Below are 26,863 nucleotides of genomic sequence, written 5' to 3'. Positions count from 1 at the left end.
GCTCAGTATTCCGGTGACTCGACGGCGGCCATGCCGGCCGCCTGGTAGGGGAGGTGCACATCGATCAGGGTGCCTTCCCCATGCGCGGACTCGATCCGCACGTGGCCGCCGACACTCTGTGCACGTTCGCGCATCACGATCAGGCCCAGTCCGCGCGGCCCGTCGGGGTCGAACCCCTCGCCATCGTCGCGGATCTGCAGGTGCAGGCCGCGCTGGCCGACGTCACGCAGCTGCAGCTGCACCTGGCTGGCGCGCGCGTGCCGCAGCACATTGGTCAGGCTCTCCTGCGCGATGCGGAAGCAGGCCTGCTCGATGCTGTTGTCGGGGCGATGCGGCAGCGGCTCGATTTCAGCAAGCAGTTCCACCGGCGAAGAGCGGAACAGCACCCGTGCCTGCCAGCTCAGGGCCGCTTCCAGCCCCAGCGCATCCAGCTGCGGCGGGCGCAGCAGGGTGGAAATGTCGCGCAGCTTGGCCACGGTGGTATCGGCCAGGCCGACGATCTGCGCCAGGTCCTCGGCGCGCCGCTGCGGATCGTCCTCGTCCTGCGCGGCATAGGCCGACAGCTTGATCGCGGTGATCGCCTGGCCGATGTCGTCGTGCAGGTCGCGCGAGATCGCACGGCGCTCGTCCTCCTGCAACGAGAACAGGCGGCCGGCCATCGCCTGCAGCTCGCGGTTGCTGGTCTCCAGCGCACTGCGGATGCGCTCGGAATCGCTGAGGTCGCGCACGATCAACAGCTTGCAGTCGCGGCCGCCATAGCGGACTTCGCCCACCGCCAGGCCGGCATGGAAGCTGCGGCCATCGGCACGCTGCATGGCGACCACACTGCTGTGGCCGGGCCCCAGGTGCGGCTGCCCGGCGCGCAGCTGGCTGCGCACGCGTGCCAGGTCGCCGGCGGCGACCAGTGCCGACAGCGGCTCGCCCAGCAGGGTGTGGCTGCCATAGCCGAACAGGCTGGCGGCCCAGGCATTGGTGTACAGCACATGCTCGTCGGAAAGGATCACCACGCCATCGGGCAGCACCCTCACCAGCTCGCGGAACTGCTCTTCGCGCTCGCGCAGCAGGCGCCGTGACTGTTCGCGCTCGGTCACGTCCTGCAGGGTGCCCAGCACACGGTTGCGGCCGGATTCATCGATGCCGCCAGCGGCGCGCAGGTGCACCATGAGCGCCCGGCCATCCATCGACAGCAGCGGCAGCAGCACGTCCACCTGTGCCGGATCCGCGGTGCAGAGGTCGGCCAGAAGCTGTTCGGTCTGGGTAGCGGTGGCCGGGTCGGCCGGTACCAGCAGTTCGTCGAAGCGATGCCAGCGGCGGGCCTCGGGTGGGCGCCGGCCCAGCAGGCGATAGACCTGGTTGGAGTAACGGCCCAGGCCGGAGGCGGGGTCCAGCTCCCAGGCACCGATGCGGGCCAGCTCATGGGCTTCTTCGACCCGTGCCAGCGCCTGGTCGCGGCGCAGCTGGGCCAGGTCTTCGGCGGTACGGTCGATGGCGATCAGCAGGCGTGCGTTGTGGCCGTCGTAGCTGATGGCATTGGAGCGCAGTTCCATCTGGCGCAGGCTGCCGTCGCGCAGCTGCAGCTGGGTGCGCAGGATGCACAACTCGTCCGGTGCTTCACGGATCGCCTCCAGCTTGGTCTGCAGGGCCTGGTCCTGGCCCGGCGGCCACAGCGCGTCGATGGTCTGTTCCAGCAGCTCGTCGCGGTCCCAGCCGAAGGCGCTGCAGGCGGCGGGGTTGGCGTCGAGGATGGCCAGCGTGTCCAGGTCGTAGACCAGGATCGGGCCGGGGTTGCCCTCGAACATCTGCCGCAGCCGCAGCTCCGAGGCCTGCTGGCGGGCATGGGTGTGCAGCACGTGCTCGGCCAGCGGCCGCAGCAGCAGGTACAGCAGGCCGGCGCTGGCCAGGGCAAAGAACGAGCCCTTCAGGCTCTGCCACAAGGCGGCCTGCTGCGGGTCGGGCACCAGCACCTGCACGGCACTGTCGGAGGCGATCATCCAGGCCAGCGCCATCACCAGATAGCTCAACACCACCCGCCGCCGGTCGCGGCTCAGCGCCTGCGCCATCCGCGGGTCGGAAACAGGGGCGTTGCCGGTGGGTTCTGCGGGCATGGAGGAGGTGGATGAAAGGGGCGCCGGCCATCTTACCGCGCAGGTGTGCCCTGACCACTCAATTATCCGCCGCCGGCGCCGTTAACCACTGCGTGCCCCGCTGACGGGCGTGTCATCCGGAGCAAGATCGCGTGGACCAAGGGATCATCGCCAGCCTGCTGCAGCACCCGCTTGCTTCGGCGCTGGTCATCGTCGACCGTACGGGGCGCCCGCTGGCGGCCAATCCGGCTGCGCGCGAGCATGGCCTGCCGGCCACCGTGGCGGCGTATGCGCCGATGCTGGAAGATCTGCGCCTGATGGCCGCCGATGGCGGCATCGTCGCCTGCACATTGCCGGGCGGCCCGCGCGGCCACTACGACGGACACCTGCGCGCCGTGCACGATGGCGCCGGCAACCTGCTGGCGTTCACCCTGAGCGTTCCCGAGCCGGTGCCGATCGATGGTGGCGGACGCTGGGAGCTGGCGCTGGACAGTGCCGGGCACAGCCTGTGGGACTGGGACATCCCCAGCGACCGCGTGACGCGGACCCCGACACTGGGTGAAGACACCGCCACCGAGATGCTCGCGCGCGTGCACGGCGATGACATCGTGCAGGTACGCGCCGCACTGGACCAGCATCTGCGCGGGCAGAGCGAGCAGTACAGCGCGCAGTTCCGCTTCCGCCAGGCCGATGGCCAGTGGCGCTGGGTGCTGGACCGTGGCCGCGTGGTGGCCCGTACCGCCGATGGGCAGCCGCTGCGCATGGTCGGCACGCATACCGACATAGAACAGCAGAAGCAGCTGGAATCGCTGCTGCAGGAACAGCAGCTGCACCTGAGCGAAGCCCAGCGCATCGCCAGCATGGGCAGCTGGTCGTTCGACCCCAACACCGGGCATTTCTGGTGGTCGCCGGAGCTGCGCTCGCTGCTGGCGCTGGAACACGGCGCGGTGCCCGGGCAGCGGCGCTGGCTGAAACAGCTGCACCCGCGCTCGCGTGGAGCGCTGCGTGCGGCCTGGCGGCGGTTGTGGCGTGACGGCCGCGCGGCCAACCTGGAGCTGGAGCTGACCCGCGGCAGCGAGCCGTCGCAGCACCTGCGGCTGTGGATGCAGCCCCTGCTCGACATGGACGGGCAGCCCAAGCGGCTGCTCGGCCAGGTACAGAACATCACCGAGCAGCACCAGACCGATGCGCTGATCCGTTGGCGCACCGAGCTGCTCAACCGCGTTTCCGCGCTGGGCCGGATCGGCGGCTGCGAAATCGAGGTGCAGACCCGGCACATGCAGTGGACCGAGGAGTGCTACCGCATCCATGGCCTGCGCAAGGAGCCGATCACCCTCGACCAGGCGCTGGCGCTGTATACCGAGGATTCGCGCAACGCCTTCGAGGCGGCACTGGTCCGGATCGCCGGTGGCGGACTGCCCGAGCAGCTGGACCTGTGCTTCTACCGCCAGTCCGGCCTGCGGGTCTGGGTGCAGGTGCTGGTCGAGCTGGACCGCCGCGATGGGCTGCCACCGCGCTTCGTGGTGCTGTTCCGTGACATCACCCGTGAGCGCGAGGCCAACGAGCGCATCGAGCTGCTGGCCCACTACGACCTGCTGACCGGGCTGCCCAACCGCGTGCTGCTCGGCGAGCAGACCGCCGAGGCCATCGAGGAGGCGCGTGATCGCGGCACCTCGCTGGCGATGCTGTTCATCGACCTGGACGGTTTCAAGACCATCAATGACAGCTTCGGCCACGCCACCGGCGATGCGCTGCTGAAAGCGGCAGCCACGCGCCTGCACCAGAACCTGCGCAACAACGATCTGTTCGGCCGTTTCAGCGGCGATGAATTCATCGTGGTGCTGCGCGACCTGGCTGAGCCGGAAGATGCGGGCCACGTTGCGCGCAAGCTGATTGCTTCGCTGGCCGAGCCGCTGCGCCGTGGCGATACCACCCTGAAGGTCGGAGCCAGCGTCGGCATCGCCATGCTGGGCGATGCGCAGACCGATTTCGACTCGCTGCTGCGCGCTGCCGATGCGGCGATGTATGCCGCCAAGGAAGCGGGGCGCAACACCTACCAGTACTACAGCCAGGACGCGCTGGCCCGCATCCAGCGCCGGCTCGAGCTCGAGCATGGCCTGCATGGGGCCATCGAGCGCGAAGAGTTCAGCCTGGCCTACCAGCCGCTGCTGGACGCCCATCATGGCGAGCCGCCGGCGATCGAGGCCCTGCTGCGCTGGCATCGGCCCGGCATCGGCTACTGCAGCCCGGCCGAGTTCATTCCGATTGCCGAGAAGTGCGGCGAAATCGTCCGGATCGGCGACTGGGTCTTGAACGAGGCCTGCCGCCAGGCGACTGCCTGGGACCGTGCCGGCCTGCGTTTCGACCGCATCGCGGTCAATGTTTCGGCAGTACAGCTGCGCGATCGTGGCTTTGCCGAACGCGTGATCGAGATCTGCCACGCCCACGGCTGGCCGCCACAGCGGCTGGAACTGGAGCTGACCGAGTCGGCCTTGATCCGTGACACCGACATCCTGCGCCACTGCTTCGACGTGCTGGAGCGGCACGGCGTGCCGCTGGCGGTGGATGACTTCGGCACTGGTTTCTCCAACCTCAATTACCTCAACCGCTTCCCGGTGGGGCGCCTGAAGATCGACCGCAGTTTCGTGCAGGGCATGCTGCACGATTCGGGCACGGCCGAGGTGACCCAGGCGATCGTGCACCTGGGGCACGCGCTGGGCATGAAGGTGGTGGCCGAGGGCGTAGAGACCCATCAGGAAGAGGACATGCTGCGCCGGCAAGGCTGCGACGAGATCCAGGGCTACCTGTACTCGCGCCCGCTCAGCCCGCGCGACCTGGCCCAGTGGCTGCGGCAACAGCACCCGACGCCCCTGCGCACCGACGCCAGCGGAGAAGCGGTGCTGGCGCGCTGAACAGGGTAGCTGCCGACCCGAATTCCTATGTTGGGTGCCGACCTCAATCCCCAGGGTGGGTGCTGGCCTCAATCCCCAGGGTGGGTGCCGACCGTTGGTCGGCACGGATCCCCCGGTAGCTGCCGACCCTGGTCGGCACGCCCTCAGGAATGGATCTGCCGTGGATACTCCGCCTTCAACTGCATCCGCAGCACCTCGACGATGGCGGTGTAACGCCGCTTCTGGATCAGGTAGCTGGCCAGGAACAACGGCAGCATCAGCAGTATCGGCGTCGTCATCGGGAACATGGCTGCCAGCGGCAGTAGCAGCAGCGACAGGATCGCCACGAACCAGCTGCACAGGCCGATGACCCGGACCTCGTGCCGCCGCGCATTGAGGACGATGCGTCCGCGCATCACCGGGAAATAACGCAGGCCGAAGCTCGGCGCCAGGCTCTCGCGGAACGCGGTGCTGCCGTCAGGCAGTGCATGGAAGGCCAGCGACGCCCACCGGCCCGGGGGCAGGTCGCGCTCCAGGCCCAGCGGCGAAAGCTTGGCCTGCATGGCGGGTGAGGCGGCGATCCGCTCGTTGAACAGGATGATGCCTCGGCTGTAGTAGCGGGCAACCCAGGCGATCTGCAGCAGGGTCTCGACCAGCAGCAATGCGGTCAGGGCGATGGCCATCGGTCTTCCATGAGCGGGACCGGGGCATCATGCCACGGCGATTACGCCACGCCAGTAGATCCACGCCATGCCTGGATGTTGCGGCGAGGGCCAGGCGTCATACCGGCAGATGAGCGGCATCCACGCACGGCGCGGAGCTACCCGTCCATCAGGGCGATGCCGGCAATGGCGTAGCTGGCGGTCAGCAGTCCGATCAGATACGCCAGCACGATGAGCAGCCAATAGGTGATCGGCTGGATCTCCCGCCACGCATCAATGGTGCCGGCGCGGTGGTGGCTCAGATGGACATGCCCGGTGCTGAGGGCAGTTGCCGCCATCCAGGCGAATGCGAACGCCATCAGCATGAAGAACAGGCTGCCGAACAGGAAAGCGACAGGCCTATGCCGGGGCGGTCGCAAGGTGGCGTAGGCGGGGCGCCAGGTGAACGTGACTGCGATGAGCATCATCGCGGCAAATCCCAGCCAGGTCATGAACGTGCTGCTCATGCGACGACACTCCGTGTCCCGCCGTGGGTGGCGTAAGGCGATCATGCCATGTCGTTGCAATGGATGGCCGTGAAAGCCATTCGCGCGCGGCGTGGTTCTACTTCAAGGCCTCGCCATCCAGCCCCAGGTCCCAGGCCAGTCCCAGCAGCGCGTCGTCCGCGCGCGGCGGGGCAGGGCGCGCGTCCGCCAGCTGCTGCAGCTCGCGGATCTCCTCGCGGGCCACCTCTTCCAGCTGCTGCAGCTGCTCACGGACGCTCGCATTGCGCGGGCGCTCGGTGTCGGTGAGGGAGGGCAGGGCGCGGATCAGGGTCATGGTGCGCGTACAGGATGCATCCAACGGCGGGTCACAGGCAAAGGCCCCGGACGAACCGGGGCCTTGCGGGCTGCCGGCAGCGGCAGCGGACATCAGGATCAGAACAGCTCGACGGTACCAGCGCCCATGCTCTGCTGGGCAACCGGCTTGTGCGGCGGGCGTTCCCATTCGCTGCGCAGTTCGCGCAGGCGGCTGCCAGTGCGCTGCAGGGCGGTGGCGATCTCTTCGTCGAACACGCCGCCATTGCGGTGCAGCAGTTCCTGCAGGGCCACCGCTTCGCGGTTGATGGCGGTCAGGCGGTCCAGGTGGGTGTGCACGCCGCCCAGGGCCTGGGTGGCGATGTCTTCGAACTGCAGGGCACGCACCGCTTCGGCCACGCTGCCATCGATCGATCGGGCGCAATCGGAGACTTCGCGCATGCCGTCGCCCAGCGAGGCATTGATCTGGGCCACGTTGTCGAGCATCGCCGCCGCTTCCTGGCGCGCTTCGCGGGACCGGTCCATGTCGCGCGAGGCCATGTGCGAGACCGTCTCGCGGACCTTGGCGATGGCGTCCTTGGAGCTGTGCGCCAGCTTGCGGATCTGCTCGTTGAAGGTGGTCGAACGCTCCGACAGGTTGCGCACTTCGTCGGCAACCACTGCGAAGCCACGTCCGGCTTCACCGGCGCGCGCGGCTTCGATGGCGGCGTTCAGTGCCAGCAGGTTGGTCTGGTCGGCGATCGACTTGACGTCTTCCAGCAGCGCGAAGATGCCATCCAGGTGCTGCGCCATCTGGTCGATGTGCTGCACGGTGGTGGTGCTCTGGCCGCTGACCTGTTCCAGGGCTTCGACCAGCTGTTCCATGCGATGGCTGGCGTGCTGGGCAAAACGGGCAACGTCGAGGCCGGCGCTGCCTTCATCACCGGCGCGGTCGACGATGCGCGACAGGGCCTGGCTCTGCTGGCGCGACTTGCGGTTCATCGCATCGAAGCTGCCGCCGAGGCTGGAGACGGCCTGGCGGATCAGGTCACGGGCACGTTCCACTTCGCCGCGCGAACCGTCGATCTCGTTGCCGACGAAGCTGCGCAGCTCGGTCAGCAGCTGATCCTGCTCACGCAGGACACGGGCATGTTCCGGGGAACGATGCGCCTGGGCGCGGGTGGTCCACCACGCAAAGCCGAGCCAGCTCAGCGTCATCGTGGTCAGGATCGCCCAGCGCAGGGCGGCCGGCCATTCGAAACCGATGGCGAAGGGGAGCAGCAGGGTCAGAGCCAGGGGGGCGGCCAGACGGATGAAAATGCGTGAGTACATGGACGTTCTCGGGAGGTGCACGGAGGATGTATCGGCCGTACCCCCTTTCTCTTTAACGTCGATGTGCTTCGAAGTGCATTCTGAATGCGCCGGTTTTCCGGCGCTGCCGCGCGGTTCGGGGTCAGGGCCCTATCCGTGCCGGAAAGGGATCCGACCCCCGGGGTTGGCGGCAGGCGGGGTCGGATCCCTTTCCCATGGAAAAGGGCTCTGACCCCAGGCCCTCAGGCCAGCTGGCGGTCCACGGCCTCGATCATGGCCTTGCGGCTGAACAGGAAGTCCCAGTAGCTGCCACCCAGCTGCCGCCACAGCACCGCCGAACGCACCGCGGCCAGCAACAGGGCGCGGATCTCGGCAACCACGCCGGCCTGGCCCAGGTAGTGCGGGTTGCCCTGGACCATCACCCGCGGCTTCAGGTGGCTGATGGTGTCCGCGTACAGGCCGCCGAGGCTGGCCAGCACGTCCGGGTGGCCGCTGTCGCCCAGTTCGCCGGCCTGGCGCTGGGCGCGCTCGATGCCCGAGGCCACCTTGTTGACGGTGGCACCGTCCTGCACGAAGCGACGCTCCAGCTGCAGTACCGACAGCGCCAGCTTGGGCAGGATCGGGTCCTGGCCCTGGCTGCGGAAGTAGTTGTGCAGCAGGCGCAGGCCCGCCTTCAAGGCATGGCGGTCACCGAACACCTCCTGCGGCGAGGACGCGTCGACGCGGAACACGCTGTCCACGGCGGTACGCACGGCGGCGGCGTCGGAATGGCCGGTATCGGCGATGCGGCGTACCTGCTGCAGGGCCTGGGCAATGCCGGCCAGGGCCAGGACGCGGTCGTCGACAGTGAAACTCATGCAGCGATTACCTCAAAAGGAGAAGGGGTGGTGCGCAGGCGCTGTTCCAGCGGCGCATCGGTGGCGGCGATCACCGCGCCGCCCAGGCACACGTCACCGTCGTACAGCACCAGCGACTGGCCAGGGGTGACGGCGCGCTGCGGGCGGGCGAAAGTGACCCGCACGCTGCCATCGTCCAGCACCTCGACCGTACACGGCTCGTCGGGCTGGCGGTAGCGGGTCTGGGCGGTGCATTCGAAGCGGCGTGCCGGTGGCGCGCCGGCGATCCAGTGCGCGGTCTCCGAGCGCAGGCGCTCGGACAGCATCCACGGGCTGTCACGGTCCTGGTCCACGTACAGCACGTTGCTGGCCACGTCCTTGCCGACCACGTACCACGGCGCCGCGGGGCGGCCGCGCACGCCACCAATGTTCAGGCCCTCGCGCTGGCCGAGGGTGAAATAGAACACGCCCGGATGCTCGGCGATCACGCCGCCGTCGGCCGGGTCGAGGATCTGGCCCGGCTTGGCCGGCAGGTAGCGGCCGAGGAACTCGCGGAAGTCGCGCTCGCCGATGAAGCAGATGCCGGTGGAGTCCTTCTTGGCGTGGGTCGGCAGGCCGACATCACGGGCGATACGGCGCAGGTCGCTCTTCTCCAGGTCGCCGATCGGGAACAGCGTGGCCGCCAGCTGCTGCTGGCCCAGCTGGTGCAGGAAGTAGCTCTGGTCCTTGGAGCGGTCGGCGCCGCGTAGCAGCAGCCACTGCTGGCCGCGCTGGGCGACCCGCGCGTAATGGCCGGTGGCGATGCGCTCGGCGCCCAGTTCGCGGGCGGCGTCCAGGAAGTGCTTGAACTTCACCTCGCGGTTGCACAGCACGTCCGGGTTCGGCGTGCGGCCCGCCGCGTACTCGGCCAGGAAGTGTTCGAACACGCCCTGCCAGTACTCGCTGGAGAAGTCGCGGAAGTGGAACGGGATGCCAAGCAGGCCGCACACGGCCACCGCATCGCGGCGGTCGTCCTCGGCGCGGCAGTCGCCGCTGCCGTCGTCGGCCCAGTTCTGCATGAACAGGCCAGCCACCGCCTCGCCCTGCTGGACCAGCCGCCAGGCAGCCACCGAAGAATCGACGCCACCGGAGACGCCCACCATTACCCGCGGAGTGCTCATGCGACCTCCCTGACCAGCGAAAGAGGATGGCGCTGGCCACCCAGGAAATCGGCCACCACCTGCCAGACCAGCGGACTGCGCAGGCGTTCGCCGGCCGCCTGCAGCGCGTCCGGGGCCAGCCACAGTGCGCGGTCGATGCCGGTGTCCAGCGGCTGCGCCGGGTCGTGCGAGACCGGGCGCGCCGCATAGCAGAAGCGCAGGAAGGCGGTGCCGTCGCCTGCGGTCCACTGGTAGCAGCCGATGAAATCGGTCAGCTGCACCGTCCAGCCGGTTTCCTCGCGGGTCTCGCGCAGGGCCGCCTCGGCCAGGCTTTCACCCGGTTCGAGGTGGCCGGCCGGCTGGTTCAGCACCTGCCGGCCGTCGATGGTTTCCTCAACCAGCAGCACACGGCCGCCGTCCACCACCACGGTGGCGACGGTGGCGTGCGGTGCCCAGCGCGGGTCCGGCGTGGCGTTCAACTCAGAACTCGTCCTTCTTGGTCAGTTCCAGCTCGATCGCGTCGGCGGTGCGGATGGCCGCATCGATGGCGTCGCTGAGCTGGTCCGAAGAGGCATCAGCGTCGATCTTGACCACGAACATGGCCATGGTGTCCTGCTTCACCCAGCCGCCCATCTTGGCGTCCTGCGAATCCTCCAGCAGGCGGTTGGCCACGGCCACCGGGAACTGCTTGGTCTTGGAGCTGTAGCCCGGCGACCAGATCTCGCGGATGTTGTGGCTGCCGAAATCTTCCACCGTCGAGCGCACGTAGACCATCTGGGTGCGGCCACCCTCCACGTCGAAGACCATGCGGTAGTCGCCATCCTCGTCGACCTCGTAGGTGTAGCCCAGCTTGTCCAGGTGGCGGGCCACGGACTTGTCGGCCTGGGTCTCGGCAGCGGCGGAGCCGGCGGCGACCAGGGCGATCAGCAGGGCGGGCAGAAGGGTCCTTTTCATGAAGATCCTGTGAAGCAGAATTGAAAGAAGGTGCAATTGTGACGGTGGGCGTCCGTGCCGTCCAATCTGCGGCGGGCCGACGCAGGCCGGGCGCAGGCTCTATAATGGGCAGATGCCTCATGAGTCTTCCCCCGATTCCCAGCACGAGCACGGCGTTGCCGTGGAACCCGCGCGCCCGGAAGTGGCGCCGCCGCCGTTCTACCAGGTGATGCTGCTCAACGACGACTACACCCCGATGGATTTCGTGGTGGACGTGCTGCAGCAGTTCTTCAGCATGGACCTGGACAAGGCCACGCAGGTGATGCTGCACGTACATACGCGTGGCCGTGGCGTGTGCGGGGTGTTCACCCGCGAAGTGGCCGAGACCAAGGTCGCCCAGGTCAACGAGTACTCGCGGATGAACCAGCATCCGCTGCTGTGCACGATGGAAAAGGCCTGACCGTCCCCATTGTAGAGCCGAGCCCCTGCTCGGCTGCTGTTCGCGGCGTGCCCACCAAGGTGGGCAACTACCGCTGGATCACCCCTCCGCCAGCGCCTCCAGCGCCATCCGCGCGACCGCCTCGTCGACCTCGGCCGGGTCGCCGTCATCCCGGAACCACACCGCCGACAACGCCATGCTGGCCGCAATCCAGCGCAGCAGCCGCGTACGTTCGAGGCCTGCGCTCGCGCCGACCTGCTGCAGCCGGGCAGCGAAGCGCTCGGGCCGGGTCGCCACATGGATGCCGGGGCCGCACAGGTCCGGGTTGCTGAACAGCGTCGTGTAGTCGAACGCGCGGTCACCCAGCAGCCGCTTCGGATCGATCGCCAGCCAGCCGCGCGCGCCGAAATCCAGCACGTTGTCGTGATGCAGGTCGCCATGCAGTGGCCGGATCTCGCGCTCCTCCTGCAGCAGCCCCTCCGCCAGTGATCTGCACTGTTCCAGCAGTGGGGGCAGCGCGGCCCTTGGCTGCAGCAGGTCGGCGAACCATGTACGCAGGCAGACCAGATCGCCGGGTGGCGCGCTCCGTGGCCGGTGCAGCCGCTGCAGGACCTGGCACAGGATGGAGGTACAGGCGTCATCGTCGCCGCCGATCGAGCGTTGCCGCAGCGAGTCGCCAACGGCCCGCTCGATCAGGATCGCCGGTCCCTCGTGGGCCAGCAGGCGGGCGGCGCCGTCGCCATCCCACCAGCGCAGCAGGCGGTGGCTGTTCTGCTCTTCGGTTTCACTGCTGACCTTCAGCATCGCTGGCTCGCCGGCGGCGGTCAGCACCGGCCAGAGCAGGGCATGGGGCGTTTCGATGGCAGTGCCATCACGCCGTAATCGCCAGCGGCTCAGGTAGGGTTCGCTCATGCTCGATGGGCCGTCCTGGAGTGAATGAAGATCAAGCGATGTGTACTGCTAACGCCATCTGAACGCTGCAATCCGCTAGGGTGATGGAAATCGCGTAGTCAGGCCGCATATTGTCCCCATCTGCCGCCGGAGTAATCCATGTTCAGCAAAGACCTCGAACACACCATCGGCCAGTGCTACAAGCGCGCCCGTGAGGCCCGGCATGAGTTCATGACGGTCGAACACCTGCTGTTGGCACTGCTCGACAACCCGTCTGCCCAGGCCGTACTGAAGGCCTGCGGGGCCGACGCCGAACGTCTGCGCCAGGAGCTGGAGCAGGCCATCGAGGCCTCCGTGTCGCGCCTGGCCGAAGATGACGGCCGCGACACCCAGCCGACCCTGGGCTTCCAGCGTGTGCTGCAGCGGGCCGTGTACCACGTGCAGTCCTCGGGCAAGAAGGAGGTGACCGGCGCCAATGTGCTGGTCGCCATTTTCGGCGAAAAGGACTCCCACGCCGTCTATTACCTCAACCAGCAGGATGTCACCCGGCTGGATGTGGTCAATTACCTGTCCCATGGCATCGCCAAGCTGGGTGAGGAAGGCGAGCAGCCGTCGTCGTCTTCCGAGGGCGAGAGCCGCATGGAGGGCGGGGAGGGTGAGCCGAAGGGCGATGCCCTGACCGAATTTGCCAGCAATCTCAACGATGCGGCCCGCGCCGGCCGTATCGATCCGCTGGTCGGGCGTGCCGACGAGATCGAGCGCACCATCCAGGTGCTGTGCCGCCGCCGCAAGAACAATCCGCTGTACGTGGGTGAGGCCGGCGTCGGCAAGACCGCCATCGCCGAGGGCCTGGCCCGCCGCATCATCGAGGGCTCGGTTCCCGACGTGCTGGCCGATGCGGTGATCTACTCGCTGGACCTGGGCGCGCTGGTGGCCGGTACCAAGTACCGTGGCGACTTCGAGAAGCGCCTGAAGAGCGTGCTGACCGCACTGAAGAAGGTGCCCAACGCGGTGCTGTTCATCGACGAGATCCACACCATCATCGGTGCCGGTTCGGCGTCGGGCGGCACCATGGATGCCTCCAACCTGATCAAGCCGGCGCTGGCTTCCGGCGAGCTGCGCTGCATCGGCTCGACCACGTTCCAGGAGTATCGCGGCATCTTCGAGAAGGACCGTGCACTGGCCCGTCGCTTCCAGAAGATCGACATCGTCGAGCCGACCGTCGGCGAGACCTATGAGATCCTGCAGGGCCTGAAGTCCAAGTACGAGCTGCACCACGGCGTGACCTATTCCGACGAGGCGCTGCAGGCGGCGGTGGACCTGTCGGTGAAGCACATCGGCGACCGCCTGCTGCCGGACAAGGCGATCGACGTGATCGACGAGGCCGGCGCCCGCCAGCGGCTGCTGCCGGAAGGCCAGCGCAAGGAGCTGATCGACGTCGAGGAAGTGGAGGCGATCGTCGCCAAGATGGCGCGCATTCCGACCAAGCAGGTCAGCGCTAGCGACAAGGATGTGCTGCAGCACCTGGAGCGCAACCTGAAGATGGTGATCTTCGGCCAGGATCCGGCCATCGAGACGCTGTCGTCGGCCATCAAGCTGGCCCGCTCCGGCCTGGGCAACCCGGAAAAGCCGATCGGCAACTTCCTGTTCGCTGGCCCGACCGGTGTCGGCAAGACCGAGGTGACCAAGCAGCTGGCACTGCAGCTGGGCATCGAACTGGTCCGCTTCGACATGTCCGAGTACATGGAGCCGCATTCGATCAGCCGCCTGATTGGTGCGCCTCCGGGCTACGTGGGCTTCGACCAGGGCGGCCTGCTGACCGAGAAGATCGTCAAGACACCGCACTGCGTGCTGCTGCTGGACGAGATCGAGAAGGCGCACCCGGACATCTTCAACATCCTGCTGCAGGTGATGGACCGCGGCGTGCTGACCGACACCAATGGTCGTGAGGCCAATTTCAAGAACGTGGTGCTGGTGATGACCACCAATGCCGGCGCGGCGCAGGCCTCGCGGCGTTCGATCGGCTTCACCAAGCAGGACCATGCCACCGACGCGATGGAAACCATCCGCCGCAGCTTCACCCCCGAGTTCCGCAACCGTCTGGACGCGGTGGTGCAGTTCCAGGCGCTGGGCTTCGAGCACATCCTGCGCGTGGTCGACAAGTTCCTGATCGAGCTGGAAATGCGCCTGCAGGAGAAGCATGTCAGCCTGTCGGCGACGCCGACCGCCCGCGACTGGCTGGCCCACCACGGTTTCGACCCGTTGATGGGTGCACGCCCGATGGCCCGCGTGATCCAGGACAAGATCAAGCGTCCGCTGGCCGACGAACTGCTGTTCGGCAAGCTGGTCAACGGTGGCAAGGTCAACATCGACGTCCGCGACGACGAGCTGGTGGTCGAAACCCAGGCCGAACCGGAGCGCCTGCTGCCGGTGACGGTGGAGTAAGCCGGCGCCGTATCGACTGTGGAGATGGCGGGTGGACAAGGGCGGCTTCGGCCGCCCTTGTTGTTTGATCCGTGCCTCAACGCCCCTGCTGGGCCAGGCGCTTGAAGGTGGCCGCATCGATCGGCTCGATCCGGGTCACCGCGCAGTGGTTGCTGTCGGTCTGCAGGGTGCTGCGGGCATCCCCGCAGATGCGCTCGGGCGTGGCCGGGGTGAAGAACACGTAGCTGGCCGAAACGGCGGCACCCAGGCAGCGCTTCTGCAGGAGAACCCGATAGTGCTTGTCGCCGTCGCGCAGCAGGAGTTCACGCTCGGTGCTGGAAGGGCGGATATCGCGCTGGGGGCTGAGCGCGATGCACTCGGCCGGTGCGGAGGGCCTGGCCGGTTCGGTGGCATGCACTGCCAGGGGGAGGCTGACCAGCAGAACTGCCGGCAGCAGGACGTGCGGGAGCAGGGCGTTCATGATCGGGGAGGGGTGGCGATCCGGACTGGATCGGATCCCACGATGCCGCCGCCCCGGCAAATGCGAATCTGCCGCAAGCGGGGCTGACCGACGCCACGGTGAGTTCGGTCATGATGACCTCCGGCAGGGCCGGATGACAGGCATGACAAAAGGCCAGCAACCAGGGCTGGCCTTGTCGAAGTGGCGCCAGGCGCCGACCGCTTACTTCATGCGGTAGGTGATACGACCCTTGGTCAGGTCGTACGGGGTCATTTCAACCTTGACCCGGTCACCGGTGAGGATGCGGATGTAGTTCTTGCGCATGCGGCCGGAGATGTGGGCGATGATTTCGTGCCCATTTTCCAGACGAACGCGGAAAGTGGTGTTCGGCAGCGTCTCGCTGACGGTGCCCTCGAACTCGATGGAATCGTCTTTCGACATGTAGTCCTGTGCGGTTCAGAAAACGGCCACGCTGGGCCTAAGGCGCAGTATTTTACGCGTGACGGGCGCAGCTTGCAAAGTTTGTGTTAACCCCCGGCCAAAGCCCGTGCTGGCAGGCGTCCGACCGCCGTGGTCCAGGGGCCTTCGCGCCCGTCACGGCGCACCGCCTGGCGCACCTGCTCAAGGAAGGCGGCACGGGGCAGGTGCTCGGCCCCCATCCGCAGCAGGTGCGGATTCTCCACCTGGGCGTCGATCAGCTGCCAGCCCCAGCCGCGCAGGGTGGCCGCCAATGCAGCCAGCGCGATCTTGGAGCCGCCACTGGCGCCGCTGAACATGCTTTCGCCGAAGAACATCGATCCGATCGCGACCCCGTAGATGCCGCCGACCAGGGTCTGCCGGTCCCAGACCTCGAAGGAGTGGGCGAAGCCGAGATCGTGCAGCTGGCTGTAAGCGTCCACCATCGCCGGGCTGATCCAGGTGCCTTCCTGGCCTGGCCGCGGCGCCGCCGCGCAGGCGCGCATGACCCGGCTGAAGGCGGTGTCGGCAGTGACGTCCCATTCGCTGCTGCGCAGCTGGCGACGGAAGCGGGCGGACAGGTGCACGCCATCGGTCCGGAATACCATGCGCGGGTCGGGTGACCACCACAGGATCGGCTCTCCCTCGCTGAACCACGGGAAGATGCCGCCCGCATAGGCGTTGAGCAGGCGTACCGGATGCAGGTCGCCACCCACGGCGAGCAGGCCATCGGGCTGGCGCAGCGCGGTCTCGGCCGGCGGGAAAGGGGCGTCCGGCGCATCGGCCAGGCGCCAGGGCAGCTGGCGGGTCATGCGCTCATTGTATTCGTCGTGGTGATCCACGATGTCTGGCACCATCCTCATCCACCGGCAAGGAGCCCCGCATGAGCGACCCGATCACCGCCATCCTCGACGCGCACGACGCCCCGCGTACGCGAGACGACAGCCTGGGCATGCTGCTCTCGCTGGCCGCCGCGCAGCCGCGCCAACTCGGCGAGGTGATGCTGCAGGCGCTGGCACGGCATTCGCCGGGCTCGGCCATGCTGGACATGGCGCTCGACCTGCTGCCGGACGAGGCGGTCGCGTCGGTCTGTGCCGAAGGCTGGCGGCGTTACCGTGACGGCGAGCGTGGCGAGCTGCTGGCCAGCGTGGTCGAGTTCGCCAGCTACCAGGCACCGCAGGTGCTGCAGGAGGACTGGGCGGCGCTGCTGGCGGTGGCCGCCGAGGATGACGTGCAGCTGGCCTCGCAGGTCTGGCGCGCTCTGCCGCCGGCACTGGCCGCGGACTGGGCGCAGATCCTGGCCGAGGCCGATGATGATCGCGAGATGGCACGGGCCAGGGCAGTCCTGCTCGCCGCCCAGCCGGCGACGCACGCTGCGGCGCGCGGCTATCTGGTTGATCGCGGCCAGCTGGATGCCGACGCCTGGGCCCACTGGGCGGGCGTGGCCGACGGGCCGCAGCTGCGAAGGTTGCATGGCGAGCAGCCGCTGCACTTCCGTTTCGGCCGGGAGCAGCATCGCGCGCAACAGGCCGACGAGCCGGGTTGGCGCAAGCGGATCTGGCGCCTGCATCCGACCTGGAATGGCGGACAGCTGCATCACGTTGGCCACATGGGAGGGCCGTTGGAGGCCTCGTGCGGGGGCTGCCATGCGCCGTTGCAGCGCCTGCTGCAGACCGATGCCGCTGCCCTGCAGCCGGGTGCGGAGGGTGGGATCACCCTGGGCCTGTGCCTGGACTGCTGTGGCTGGGAGGAGCCGCCGGTGCGCTTCTATCGCCACGATGCCGGTGGCCTGCCCAGCTGCCATCCCAGCCAGTACCGGGAGGTGCCGAACACGCCCACCGACAGTGGCGACCTGATGCAGGCCGAGGTTGGGCTGGTGGCCATGGACACTGCGCGCTGGCAGCAGCAGGACTGGGGCCAGTCCAATCACCGGCAGAACCTGTCGCGGGTGGGGGGCGCGCCGAGCTGGGTGCAGAGCGCCTGGTACCCGGCGTGCATTGATTGCGGCCAGGAGATGCCCTTCGTGATGCAGCTGGATTCAACGCTGCCGACCACGGACGAAGGCGCCCTGCTGTGGGGTAGCGGCGGCATGCTCTACACCTTCTGGTGCGCGCAATGCCGGGTAAGCGGGCACTTCTGGCAATGTACCTGAGCGCGGCACCTCCGCGCATTGATCCGGCGGGTGCCAGCCTGGGTCCATTGATCGGGTGGGTGCCAACCTTGGTCGGCACGCTCTTGAACTGATGCGGCGCTAGCTGTCTGCACGGAACGGCGCATGCCCCTGCAGTTCCTGCTGGTAGCGCTGCACATCCCGTCGCTCCTGCCGGCACCACGCCTGCAGCGCCGCTGCGAAGTCGGCGTCGGCCACCCAATGCCGGCTGCGCACCCGCGTCGGCAGGAAGCCACGCGCCAGCTTGTGTTCGCCCTGCGCGCCAGGTTCGAAACGGGACAGGCCTTCGCGCAGGCAGTAGTCGATGCCCTGGTAGTAGCAGGCCTCGAAATGCAGGCCGGGCAGGGTGGCGCCGCCCCAGTAGCGGCCGTACAGGGTGTCACCGCCACGCAGGCACAGCGCACCGGCAATCGGCTCGCCGTCCTGCTCGGCCAGGAACAGCACCAGTCCGCGCCCCAGCGAGATCGCCAGGTGGCGCAGGAACGCCTCGGTCAGGGCCGGAGCGTTGCCGTATTCGAGGAAGGTCTGCAGGTAGAAGCGATACATCGCCTGCAGATCGGCGCGGCTGGCCTCATTGCCGTGGACCACGCGGAAGGTGATGCCCTGGCGGCTGACCTTGGCGCGTTCCTGGCGGATGTTCTTGCGGTGCTTGTGATCCATCGCGGCGAGGAACTGCTCGAAGGTCTGCCAGTGGCCGGGGTTGTGCCACTGGAACTGCACATCCTCGCGCAGCAGCCAGTCGTCACCGAACAGGGCCTCGTCGCTGGCCGTGTGGAAGTTGATGTGCGCCGAGGACACTCCCAGCGCTGGCAGCGCCTGGCGCAGTGCCGGCAGCAGCGCCGCACGGTGCGGATCGTGACGCGCCAGCAGGCGCGGGCCGGTGACCGGTGAGTACGGCACGGCGCCCAGCCATTTGGGGTAGTAGTCGCGCCCGTGACGCGCATAGGCGTTGGCCCAGGCGTGGTCGAACACGAACTCGCCGTGCGAGTTGGTCTTCAGGTAGCCCGGGATGGCAGCAACCAGGGTGTCGCTTTCCCACAGGGTAAAGTGCTGCGGCTGCCAGCCCCAGTCCTCGCGCAGGCAGCCATGTTCTTCCAGTCCGCAGAGGAACGCGTGGCTGACGAAGGGGTTGCGACCATCGTGCAGGGCGTCCCAGTCGGCGGCGGGGATGGGCTGCAGGGCGTTGAGGAAGCGGGCGGAGAGCATGAGGCAAGGATAGGGCAGTCGGCTTGCGAACGCCGCTGCCGCCATCGGATGGGTTCGTTCCAGCGATCCAATGAGGAAAGTTTGAATCCTCCTGCCATGTGCGCCCGGTCGCGGTTTGTCGATGCGCGCGGGAGGCAGGGTGGTGCTGTACCGCCGAAGCGGTGCGCGTCCATCCCTGGAGGAATCTGCGATGCAGAAGTCGAGTCTTGCCGCCCTGGCGGTCGTGTGTGGTCTGGGTTTTGTGGTGCCCGTTTCCGCTTCCTCGGGCGATGCAGTAGTGGTGGTCGAGGATCCCGGCATCTATGCCGAACTGGTAGCCATGCTGGAACGGGAGGCGTCATCGCAGTTGATGCAGCATCTGCAGGAGGAAGGGGTGCTGCGACATGTCAGCGTCAGCATCCGTCTTGATTTGAGCAGAAAATCCATGACGATCAATTTTGGCCCGGGATATCTTCCTGGGCCCGATGGGAGCTATGGCGAATTCTTCCTGTACCCAATGGCCTCATTGCTGAGGTTCTTCGCCGAGAAGTCGGGACTGGAAATACACGATATTGACTTCACCTTCGAGGGTAGGACCCTTGAAGAGTATTACCCAGAGGATCTGGCCGTTCCGCCACCTGCCCAGACGAAGTCCATACCCAGCGCTGCCCTGATCTCGGCAGGTCATGGCTACATCAGCCTGCACCCGGGCGGAGAGTGGAAGTTTCAACGACCTTCTTCTCTCGGCATACAGGAAGATACGCTGAGCCCAGTCTACGCAGACGAGTTGCAAGGGCTGATCGAGCGACGCAGCGGTTTGACGGTGCACCGGGCGCGGAGCCGTTCCGCCGAGCTGCATCCGGAGTCCGAGAAGCCTTGGGGGCACATGTCATCCCGCTACCACCTGAAGGCGATGTTTCCGGATCGCACCGACATGTGGAATGAGTACCCCAGCAGCCTGAACCCTGCTCGCGAGAAGGATGAGGACATCAGGGCCCGCCCCAACTACGCCAACCACCTGGCTGTGGATGTGCTGCTTAGCCTGCACAGCAACGGCAGCGCATCGACCAATATGCGCGGCGCCGAGGTCTACCATCATCGCTCCAAGCCGCAGGACAAGGCGCTGGGGGATAGCATCCTGTGCGCGATGCGGGAAGTCATCCGGGCGCAGCCAGGCTATGAGGACTTCCCGATCCGTGCACAATCAAGCGCCGGAGGGCACGGCGAGAACCGCATCGGCAGGATGCCGTCCGTCATCATCGAAACCGCTTACCACACCAATCCAGAGGATGTGGCTGCACTGCTGGATCCCGTATTCCGCTCTGCCTCGATGAAGGGCGTGGAGAAGGGCTACCGCCTATGGGCGGAGGGTGAGGCGTGCGTGCCTCTGGCGGGGCATCCCATTGCGGATGTCGAGGTGCCGGCGGGGGAGTCACGGGAAGTGGATGTCGGCGTCGACGGTCATCCGCAGTTCCCGATCCGCCTGATCACCAACAACACGCTCTGTCCGCCCGGCTGGGGCTGTACCGGTACCGAGGTGGTGGTCGGCGCGCCTGATCAGCCCCGCCGGGTGAAGCTGAGCTGCGGGCGCAACAGCGTAGGTCGGCTGGGTTGGGAGACGCGCGTGCTTGACGCGGATGGCGTCCAGTCCAAGCCGGTGCCCCATGCCGTTCACTGCGTGTCCGGTGATGATCGCGACCGTAGTGGCGCGCAGACGCGGGTGGCTGCCGCATCACCGTAACAAGAAGGCCGACGCGTTGGCGTCGGCCTTGGCTCCGGGTCGTGCAAGGCACGACCCGGCAGGGCAGCGGTGGGCTGGTCTCAGCTGGCCTTGCCCTGGGCGTCCAGGTAGCGCTCGGCGTCCAGTGCGGCCATGCAGCCGAAGCCGGCCGAGGTGATCGCCTGGCGGTAGTGCTGGTCGGCAACGTCGCCGGCAGCGAAGACGCCTTCCACCGAGGTCTGGGTGGCGTTGCCGCCCAGGCCGGAACGGATCTCGAGGTAGCCGTTGTTCATCGTCAGCTGGCCGTCAAACAGGGTGGTGTTCGGATGGTGGCCGATGGCCACGAAGAAGCCGTGGGCGTCGATGTCGCGGGTGCTGCCGTCCTGGGTGGACTTCACGCGCACGCCGGTTACGCCGGCATCGTTGCCCAGCACTTCTTCCACCTGGTGGTGCCAGACGGTCTCGATCTTGCCTTCGGCGACCTTCTTGAACAGCTTGTCCTGCATTATCTTCTCCGCCTTCAGGGTGTCGCGGCGGTGGACCAGGTAGACCTTGCGGGCGATGTTGGACAGGTACAGGGCCTCTTCCACGGCGGTGTTGCCGCCGCCGACCACGACCACGTCCTGGTCGCGGTAGAAGAAGCCGTCACAGGTGGCGCAGGCGGACACGCCGCGGCCCTTGAACTCGTCCTCGGTCGGGATGCCCAGGTACTTGGCGGTGGCGCCGGTGGCGATGATCAGCGCATCGCAGGTGTACTCATGGCTGTCGCCGATCAGCTTGAACGGGCGCTGCGACAGGTCGGCGGTGTGGATGTGGTCGAAGATGACCTCGGTCTCGAAGCGCTCGGCGTGGGCCTGCATGCGCGCCATCAGGTCCGGGCCCATCAGGCCGTGCGCGTCACCCGGCCAGTTATCCACCTCGGTGGTGGTCATCAGCTGGCCACCCTGCTGCAGGCCGGTGATGACGACCGGCTTCAGGTTGGCGCGGGCGGCGTAGACGGCGGCGGTCCAGCCGGCCGGGCCGGAACCGAGGATGACGAGGCGCTGGTGGCGGGAGGGCAGGCTGGTGCTCATGTAAACTCGCGAAAAGGTAGATGGGACAAGGCGCTGGCGATGTTTGCGCAGCGTCCGTGGCTGGTCATAGAGTGGCGGCTGGGCGTGGGCGATTCAAGCCGATGAACAGAACAGCGTCATCCAGGGGGGGGTTGCGGCCCTCCCAACGCCCGGTCAGATGTCGCATAACTGAAAACTGACGCCGTCTCATTTATTATCAATCACTAACAGCGCATTCCAAAGGTATGGTCTAAGGTGGCGAAGCAGGTCCCTGAACGCTCCAAGTCCGACGACAGCAAGGCGTCACGTCGCACGGCCGCGGCGGCGACGACCGACAATCCACGCCGCCAGCGCCTCTGGCGCGACCTGGGCCTGATCGCCATCGCGCCGGCCCTGCTGTATCTGGCGGCCAGTCTGTTCACCTATTCAGCGACTGACCCGGGCTGGTCGCATACCGGCAGCGTGGTGGCGCCGGTGCACAACCTCGGCGGTCGCGCCGGGGCCTGGATTGCCGACGTGCTGCTGCAGCTGTTCGGCTATGTCGCCTTCCTGCTGCCGGTAGTGCTGGGCGCACTGGCGTGGATCGCCATGTTCGGCCTCAAGCGCGAGAGCAAGGGCGAGAACGACCTGGACCCGGCGCTGCGCCTGGTCGGCCTGGTCGGCTTCCTGATTGCCGGCACCGGCTTCCTGCATGTGCGCCTGTTCAGTGGCGACGTCTCCAGTGCCGGCGGCATCCTTGGCAAGCTGGTCGGCAATTCGCTCACGGTGGGCTTCGGTGCATTGGGGGCGAACCTGTTCGTGTTGGTGCTGCTGCTGGCCTCGATCACCCTCGCCACCGGCCTGTCCTGGTTCACGGTGATGGAGAAGATCGGCCGCGGGGTGATGTCGCTGGCGCCGCTGCTGGAGCGCAAGAAGGAAGAAGTCACCGAATGGAAGCAGACCCGCGTGATGCGCGAGGAACGCCAGGAAGTGCGCAAGGCCGATGCCGAGGTGCGCGCCAAGCGCGAGCCGGTGAAGATCGAGCCGCGTCCGGAGCCGGTGATCGAGAAGAGCGACCGGGCCAAGCGTGACAACCAGATTCCGATGTTCCGCGGCGTCAACGGCGATGGCTCGGACCTGCCGCCGCTGGCCCTGCTGGATGACCCCAAGCCGCAGCCGAAGGGCTACGACGAGGAGACGCTGGAGACCCTGTCGCGGCAGATCGAGTTCAAGCTCAAGGACTTCCGCATCGAGGCCCAGGTGGTCGGCGCCAACCCGGGTCCGGTCATCACCCGCTTCGAGATCGAGCCGGCGCCGGGCATCAAGGTCAGCCAGATCAGTTCGCTGGACAAGGACATCGCCCGCGGCCTGTCGGTGAAGTCGGTGCGCGTGGTCGATGTCATTCCAGGCAAGTCGGTGATCGGCCTGGAGATTCCCAACGTCACCCGCGAGATGATCTTCCTGTCCGAGCTGTTGCGCTCCAAGGAATACGACAAGTCGGCCAGCGTGCTGACCCTGGCGCTGGGCAAGGACATCGCCGGCCGCCCGACCGTGGCCGATCTGGCGCGCATGCCGCACCTGCTGGTGGCCGGTACCACCGGCTCGGGCAAGTCGGTGGCGGTCAATGCGATGGTGCTGAGCCTGCTGTTCAAGGCTTCGCCGAAAGACCTGCGGATGCTGATGATCGACCCGAAGATGCTCGAACTGAGTGTCTACCAGGGTATCCCGCACCTGCTGGCACCGGTGGTCACCGACATGAAGGAGGCCGCCAACGGCCTGCGCTGGTGCGTGGCCGAGATGGAGCGCCGCTACAAGCTGATGAGCGCGGTGGGTGTGCGCAACCTGGCGGGCTTCAACAAGAAGGTGAAGGAAGCACAGGACGCCGGCCAGCCGTTGATGGATCCGCTGTTCAAGCCGAACCCGGAACTGGGCGAGGCGCCGCGGCCGCTGGAGACACTGCCGTTCGTGGTGATCTTCATCGACGAATTTGCCGACATGATGATGATCGTCGGCAAGAAGGTGGAAGAGCTGATCGCGCGCCTGGCACAGAAGGCACGTGCGGCCGGCATCCATCTGATCCTGGCCACGCAGCGCCCGTCGGTGGACGTGATCACCGGCCTGATCAAGGCCAACATCCCGACCCGCATCGCCTTCCAGGTCAGCTCCAAGATCGACTCGCGCACCATCCTCGACCAGTCCGGTGCGGAAACCCTGCTGGGCCACGGCGACATGCTGTACCTGCCGCCGGGTACCGCCATGCCCGAGCGTGTGCACGGCGCCTTCGTCTCCGACGAGGAAGTGCATCGCGTGGTCGAGCACCTCAAGGCGATGGGCCCGGCCGACTATGTCGACGGCGTGCTGGACGAAGTGCAGACGATGGGCGACGGCGTGGTCGTCGGTGCCACCGGCCTGCCCGAGAGCAGCTCTGCCGGCGATGAGTCCGATCCCCTGTATGACGAAGCGCTGCGGGTGGTGACCGAGACCCGGCGTGCCTCGATCTCCGGCGTACAGCGCCGCTTGAAGATCGGCTACAACCGTGCTGCGCGACTGATCGAGGCCATGGAAGCGGCCGGTGTGGTCAGTGCGCCCGAGCACAACGGCGACCGTACGGTGCTGGCACCGCCACCGCCGAAGTAAGACCCGACGTATCCCCCACGACGTCCAAGGAACCGACGCATGCTTCACCCCGTACCAAGCGCGCTGGCGCTGGCGCTGGCAGGCCTTCTGGCTGCCGGCCCGGCCCTGGCGGAAACCGCCACCTCCGCGCCCGCCACGGCGCCGCCCTCGACCGGCGGCGATACCGAAGCCAGCAACAATTTCAGCATTGTCCGTTATCGCGCCGATTACCAGGTGCGCCCGGATGCGGGCAATGTGCAGACCGAAACCTACGAGGTCCTGCTCAAGACCAAGGCCTCCGTCGAGCAGTTCAGCCAGGTGCGGCTGAGCTACAGCGAGAAGATGGAAACGCTGGAGGTGCTCGGCGCCTACACCATTACCGCCGACGGCCAGCGCCGCGACGTGCCGGCCGACCGTATCTACACCCAGGAAAGCTACTCCAGCGCCTCGGCGGCGATGTACGCCGACCGCAAGGTGCGGGTGATCGTGTTCCCGAACCTGGCACCGGGCACGCGCCTGTACTACCAGGTGCGTCGCACCCAGGCCACGCCGTACTTCCCCGGCTACTTCGGCCTGTGGGAGACCTTCAACGTCTTCACCGAGTACGAGGACGCCGAGGTCACCCTCAGCGCGCCGGCCAATCTGCCGATGTTCGTCGACAGCCGCGGCGTGCAGGGCAGTGACCGGCCGACGGTGAAGAACGGCCAGGCGCAATGGCGCTGGCGCTACCAGCGGCGCGAGGCGATGCCGGCGCAGAACTGGTCGGCGGCCGGTTGGGAATTCGGCCCGAATATCATGGCCAGCACCTATCGTGACTGGGCGCAGATGGGGCGTGCCTACCAGCTGAAGGCCGGTCCGGCGGCGCAGGTGACTCCGCAGCTGCAGGCGCTGGCTGACGAGATCACCGCCGGCCTCAGCGACCGCCGCGAGCAGGCCGACGCGCTGTACCGCTGGGTGGCGCAGAACATCCGCTACGTGGCGGTGTACCTGGGCAATGGTGGCCTGGAACCGAACAGCGCGCAGAGCATCCTCGACAACCACTACGGCGACTGCAAGGACCATGTGACGATCCTGGAGGCGCTGCTGGCGGCCAAGGGCATCGCCAGTTCGCCGGTGCTGATCGGTGCCGGCGGCGGCCCGACGCTGCCGAAGATTCCGGTGCTGGGTCGCTTCAACCACGCCATCACCTACGTCCCGGAATTCGATCTGTACCTGGATTCGACCACGGCGTGGGCGCGCTTCGGCCAGTTGCCGGAAGGTGACCTGGGTGCACCGGTGATGCGGACCCGTGACGCCACGCTGGCGCGCACCCCGGCCAATACGCCGCAGCGCAATGCCACCTCGATGGAGGTGCGCTTCAGCTTCGACGCCAATGGCAATCTGCGTGGTGAGACGCTGCCGCGGCTGGGTGAGAACGCCGAGATCGGCATGCGCGCGCAGTTCGCACAGCTCAACGCACAGAACCGTGCGCGCGCCGAGGAGCAGATCATGGCTGCCTCGGGTTTCGATGGCCGGGGGCAGCTGCAACTGCAGGGCGTACCGGTCGACCTGACCCGGCCGTTCGGCTACCGCATGGCCTTCCAGGCCGAGGACTACGCCGACTTCAGCGTGGCCGGCGGCATGGCCGTTCCGGATCCGCCGGGCGGCGAGTCGGTGCGCGGGCTGTATGCCACCGCCTCGGCGCCGGCCAACGAGACGCCGTTCTACTGCAACGCCAGCCTGCGCGAGGAAACCTATCGCCTGCAGTTCCCGGCCAACGCACCGATCATCGCGATTCCGGCCAGCCAGCGTTTCGCCAACGCCGCCGGCGAGTACCGGGTGGACTGGAGCCGCGAGGGCCAGGAGGTGATCGTGCATCACCGCCTGCAGCAGAATGCGGTGCGCGGACCGGAAGCGCTGTGCCAGCCGCAGGACTACGGCGCGTTCCGCGCGCTGTACCGCGAGGTGCGCCGGGGCTTCCGTGGCCAGGTGCTGTACGGAAAGCTGCCGGCGCCGGCTGGCTGATCGGCAGGCTGAATCGCCGATGCACGATCAGGGCGGCATAATGTCGCCCTGATCGCCCATTCATCTTCGTCCGGGCACACTGCCATTCACCCTTCCTGGCGCCCGCGCCCACAGGATTCCTGCATGAATCTCCGCTTCCGTCGTTTCCTCGCCACCACTACCCTGGCCGTGGCCTGCGCCGCCGCTGGCAGCGCCTGGGCCGGTGCCAGCGATGACCTGAAGAGTTTCACCAGTGGCTTGAAGGGCCTGGATGGCCAGTTCAGCCAGCAGGTGTTCGACAGCCGCGGCAAGGTCAAGGAATCGACCAGTGGCCGGGTGGCGCTGTCGGCGCCGCGCCTGTTCCGCTGGGAGTACGTGCGTCCGCACGAGCAGCTGATCGTGGCCGACGGCAAGAAGGTCTGGATGTACGAGCCGGACCTGGAGCAGGCCACCGTGCGCGAGCAGGGCAAGGAAGAGCAGAACAGCCCGCTGACCGCGCTGATCAATCCGGCGCTGCTGGACCAGCAGTACGACCTCAGCGAGGAGGCGGCGCCGCGTGATGGCCTGCAGTGGTTGTCGCTGTCGCCGAAGCGTGACACCGAGGCCAGCTTCCAGTACGCCGCGCTGGGCTTCAATGCCCAGGGCCTGGCCAGGATGGAAATCACCGACGCCGTTGGCCAGCGCACGGTGATCACCTTCAGTGGCTGGAAGCGCAATCCGGGCTTCGCCGCCGGTACCTTCAGCTTCACTCCGCCCAAGGGCACCGACGTCATCGGCAATTGATGGCGGAAGCGTAATGCCGGCCGTTGGCCGGCATTACGTGATTTCGGTTGCCGGCCAGCGGCCGGCACTACCG

At 67.3% G+C, this 26,863-nt stretch carries 23 protein-coding genes; 8 read left to right on the top strand and 15 right to left on the bottom strand.

Annotated elements, in window-relative coordinates; translation table 11 throughout:
* Positions 1-2: 2 nt before the first annotated feature.
* Positions 3-2,105, bottom strand: coding sequence for a PAS domain-containing sensor histidine kinase (locus Q0P60_RS19195; RefSeq protein ID WP_294997139.1), 2,103 nt, complete (start codon positions 2,103-2,105; stop codon positions 3-5).
* Positions 2,106-2,236: 131 nt separating this feature from the next.
* Between Q0P60_RS19195 and Q0P60_RS19190 the strand changes: the two genes are divergently transcribed.
* Positions 2,237-4,996 carry an EAL domain-containing protein gene (locus Q0P60_RS19190; RefSeq protein ID WP_294997137.1) on the top strand — a complete coding sequence of 920 codons (2,760 nt, stop codon included), beginning with the start codon at positions 2,237-2,239 and terminating at the stop codon, positions 4,994-4,996.
* Between the two features lie 143 nt (positions 4,997-5,139).
* On the opposite strand, the gene Q0P60_RS19185 is transcribed toward Q0P60_RS19190, so the two are convergent.
* The 8 genes from Q0P60_RS19185 to Q0P60_RS19150 all read right to left on the bottom strand — a co-directional run bounded on the left by Q0P60_RS19185 (position 5,140) and on the right by Q0P60_RS19150 (position 10,653).
* On the bottom strand, positions 5,140-5,658 hold the full coding sequence (locus Q0P60_RS19185; protein WP_294997135.1) for a hypothetical protein: 519 nt from the start codon (positions 5,656-5,658) through the stop codon (positions 5,140-5,142).
* A 137-nt stretch (positions 5,659-5,795) separates the two neighbouring features.
* Positions 5,796-6,143, bottom strand: a complete 348-nt coding sequence (locus Q0P60_RS19180) for a hypothetical protein (protein WP_294997133.1) — start codon at positions 6,141-6,143, stop codon at positions 5,796-5,798.
* 97 nt (positions 6,144-6,240) lie between these two features.
* Positions 6,241-6,456, bottom strand: coding sequence for a hypothetical protein (locus Q0P60_RS19175; RefSeq protein ID WP_294997131.1), 216 nt, complete (start codon positions 6,454-6,456; stop codon positions 6,241-6,243).
* Positions 6,457-6,554: 98 nt separating this feature from the next.
* Positions 6,555-7,745 (bottom strand): methyl-accepting chemotaxis protein, encoded by a 1,191-nt coding sequence (locus Q0P60_RS19170; RefSeq protein ID WP_294997130.1) that lies wholly within the window; start codon positions 7,743-7,745, stop codon positions 6,555-6,557.
* Positions 7,746-7,966: 221 nt separating this feature from the next.
* A complete protein-coding gene (hflD, locus tag Q0P60_RS19165; protein WP_294997128.1) occupies positions 7,967-8,581 on the bottom strand; it encodes a high frequency lysogenization protein HflD in 615 nt (204 codons plus the stop codon).
* On the bottom strand, positions 8,578-9,720 hold the full coding sequence (gene mnmA / locus Q0P60_RS19160; protein WP_294997126.1) for a tRNA 2-thiouridine(34) synthase MnmA: 1,143 nt from the start codon (positions 9,718-9,720) through the stop codon (positions 8,578-8,580). The genes hflD and mnmA overlap by 4 nt, the downstream gene beginning before the upstream one ends.
* Complete coding sequence (locus Q0P60_RS19155) at positions 9,717-10,178, bottom strand: NUDIX hydrolase (RefSeq protein WP_294997124.1); 462 nt, start codon at positions 10,176-10,178, stop codon at positions 9,717-9,719. The genes mnmA and Q0P60_RS19155 overlap by 4 nt, the downstream gene beginning before the upstream one ends.
* A 1-nt stretch (position 10,179) precedes the next feature.
* Positions 10,180-10,653: a hypothetical protein gene (locus Q0P60_RS19150; protein WP_294997122.1), complete on the bottom strand. Its 474-nt coding sequence runs from the start codon at positions 10,651-10,653 to the stop codon at positions 10,180-10,182.
* A gap of 112 nt (positions 10,654-10,765) precedes the next feature.
* Between Q0P60_RS19150 and clpS the strand changes: the two genes are divergently transcribed.
* Positions 10,766-11,092: an ATP-dependent Clp protease adapter ClpS gene (clpS, locus tag Q0P60_RS19145; RefSeq protein WP_005416477.1), complete on the top strand. Its 327-nt coding sequence runs from the start codon at positions 10,766-10,768 to the stop codon at positions 11,090-11,092.
* Between the two features lie 78 nt (positions 11,093-11,170).
* On the opposite strand, the gene Q0P60_RS19140 is transcribed toward clpS, so the two are convergent.
* Positions 11,171-11,983 (bottom strand): APH(6) family putative aminoglycoside O-phosphotransferase, encoded by an 813-nt coding sequence (locus tag Q0P60_RS19140; protein ID WP_294997120.1) that lies wholly within the window; start codon positions 11,981-11,983, stop codon positions 11,171-11,173.
* Positions 11,984-12,121: 138 nt separating this feature from the next.
* On the opposite strand from Q0P60_RS19140, the gene clpA reads away from it, so the two are divergent.
* Positions 12,122-14,407 (top strand): ATP-dependent Clp protease ATP-binding subunit ClpA, encoded by a 2,286-nt coding sequence (gene clpA / locus Q0P60_RS19135; protein WP_294997118.1) that lies wholly within the window; start codon positions 12,122-12,124, stop codon positions 14,405-14,407.
* Positions 14,408-14,483: 76 nt separating this feature from the next.
* Here the strand turns inward: clpA and Q0P60_RS19130 are convergent, their stop codons facing one another.
* From Q0P60_RS19130 to aat, 3 genes are all read right to left on the bottom strand, one after another.
* Positions 14,484-14,867 (bottom strand): hypothetical protein, encoded by a 384-nt coding sequence (locus tag Q0P60_RS19130; RefSeq protein ID WP_294997116.1) that lies wholly within the window; start codon positions 14,865-14,867, stop codon positions 14,484-14,486.
* 201 nt (positions 14,868-15,068) lie between these two features.
* Entirely contained in the window at positions 15,069-15,287 is a 219-nt protein-coding gene (gene infA, locus Q0P60_RS19125) for a translation initiation factor IF-1 (RefSeq protein ID WP_005409596.1), read from the bottom strand.
* Between the two features lie 86 nt (positions 15,288-15,373).
* Complete coding sequence (gene aat, locus Q0P60_RS19120) at positions 15,374-16,114, bottom strand: leucyl/phenylalanyl-tRNA--protein transferase (protein WP_294997172.1); 741 nt, start codon at positions 16,112-16,114, stop codon at positions 15,374-15,376.
* Between the two features lie 71 nt (positions 16,115-16,185).
* Here aat and Q0P60_RS19115 point away from each other — a divergent pair, with 71 nt between their 5' ends.
* Positions 16,186-17,454, top strand: a complete 1,269-nt coding sequence (locus Q0P60_RS19115) for a hypothetical protein (protein WP_294997113.1) — start codon at positions 16,186-16,188, stop codon at positions 17,452-17,454.
* 99 nt (positions 17,455-17,553) lie between these two features.
* On the opposite strand, the gene Q0P60_RS19110 is transcribed toward Q0P60_RS19115, so the two are convergent.
* Positions 17,554-18,678: a GNAT family N-acetyltransferase gene (locus tag Q0P60_RS19110; RefSeq protein ID WP_294997112.1), complete on the bottom strand. Its 1,125-nt coding sequence runs from the start codon at positions 18,676-18,678 to the stop codon at positions 17,554-17,556.
* Positions 18,679-18,868: 190 nt separating this feature from the next.
* On the opposite strand from Q0P60_RS19110, the gene Q0P60_RS19105 reads away from it, so the two are divergent.
* Positions 18,869-20,398: an N-acetylmuramoyl-L-alanine amidase gene (locus tag Q0P60_RS19105; RefSeq protein WP_294997110.1), complete on the top strand. Its 1,530-nt coding sequence runs from the start codon at positions 18,869-18,871 to the stop codon at positions 20,396-20,398.
* Positions 20,399-20,478: 80 nt separating this feature from the next.
* Here Q0P60_RS19105 and trxB read toward each other — a convergent pair whose 3' ends face one another.
* Positions 20,479-21,450: a thioredoxin-disulfide reductase gene (gene trxB, locus Q0P60_RS19100; protein WP_294997108.1), complete on the bottom strand. Its 972-nt coding sequence runs from the start codon at positions 21,448-21,450 to the stop codon at positions 20,479-20,481.
* A gap of 234 nt (positions 21,451-21,684) precedes the next feature.
* Here trxB and Q0P60_RS19095 point away from each other — a divergent pair, with 234 nt between their 5' ends.
* From Q0P60_RS19095 to lolA, 3 genes are all read left to right on the top strand, one after another.
* A complete protein-coding gene (locus Q0P60_RS19095) occupies positions 21,685-24,045 on the top strand; it encodes a DNA translocase FtsK (RefSeq protein ID WP_294997106.1) in 2,361 nt (786 codons plus the stop codon).
* A gap of 39 nt (positions 24,046-24,084) precedes the next feature.
* The gene (locus Q0P60_RS19090) at positions 24,085-26,028 is read left to right on the top strand and encodes a DUF3857 domain-containing protein (RefSeq protein WP_294997104.1); all 1,944 of its coding nucleotides are present in this window, start codon (positions 24,085-24,087) and stop codon (positions 26,026-26,028) included.
* Positions 26,029-26,151: 123 nt separating this feature from the next.
* On the top strand, positions 26,152-26,790 hold the full coding sequence (lolA, locus tag Q0P60_RS19085; RefSeq protein WP_294997103.1) for an outer membrane lipoprotein chaperone LolA: 639 nt from the start codon (positions 26,152-26,154) through the stop codon (positions 26,788-26,790).
* Positions 26,791-26,863: the final 73 nt, after the last annotated feature.

The sequence above is a fragment of the uncultured Stenotrophomonas sp. genome (assembly GCF_945952405.1).
GTDB lineage: Bacteria > Pseudomonadota > Gammaproteobacteria > Xanthomonadales > Xanthomonadaceae > Stenotrophomonas.
The sequence above is the reverse complement of the archived record's forward strand: the minus strand, read 5'-3'. Positions and strand labels throughout refer to the sequence as shown.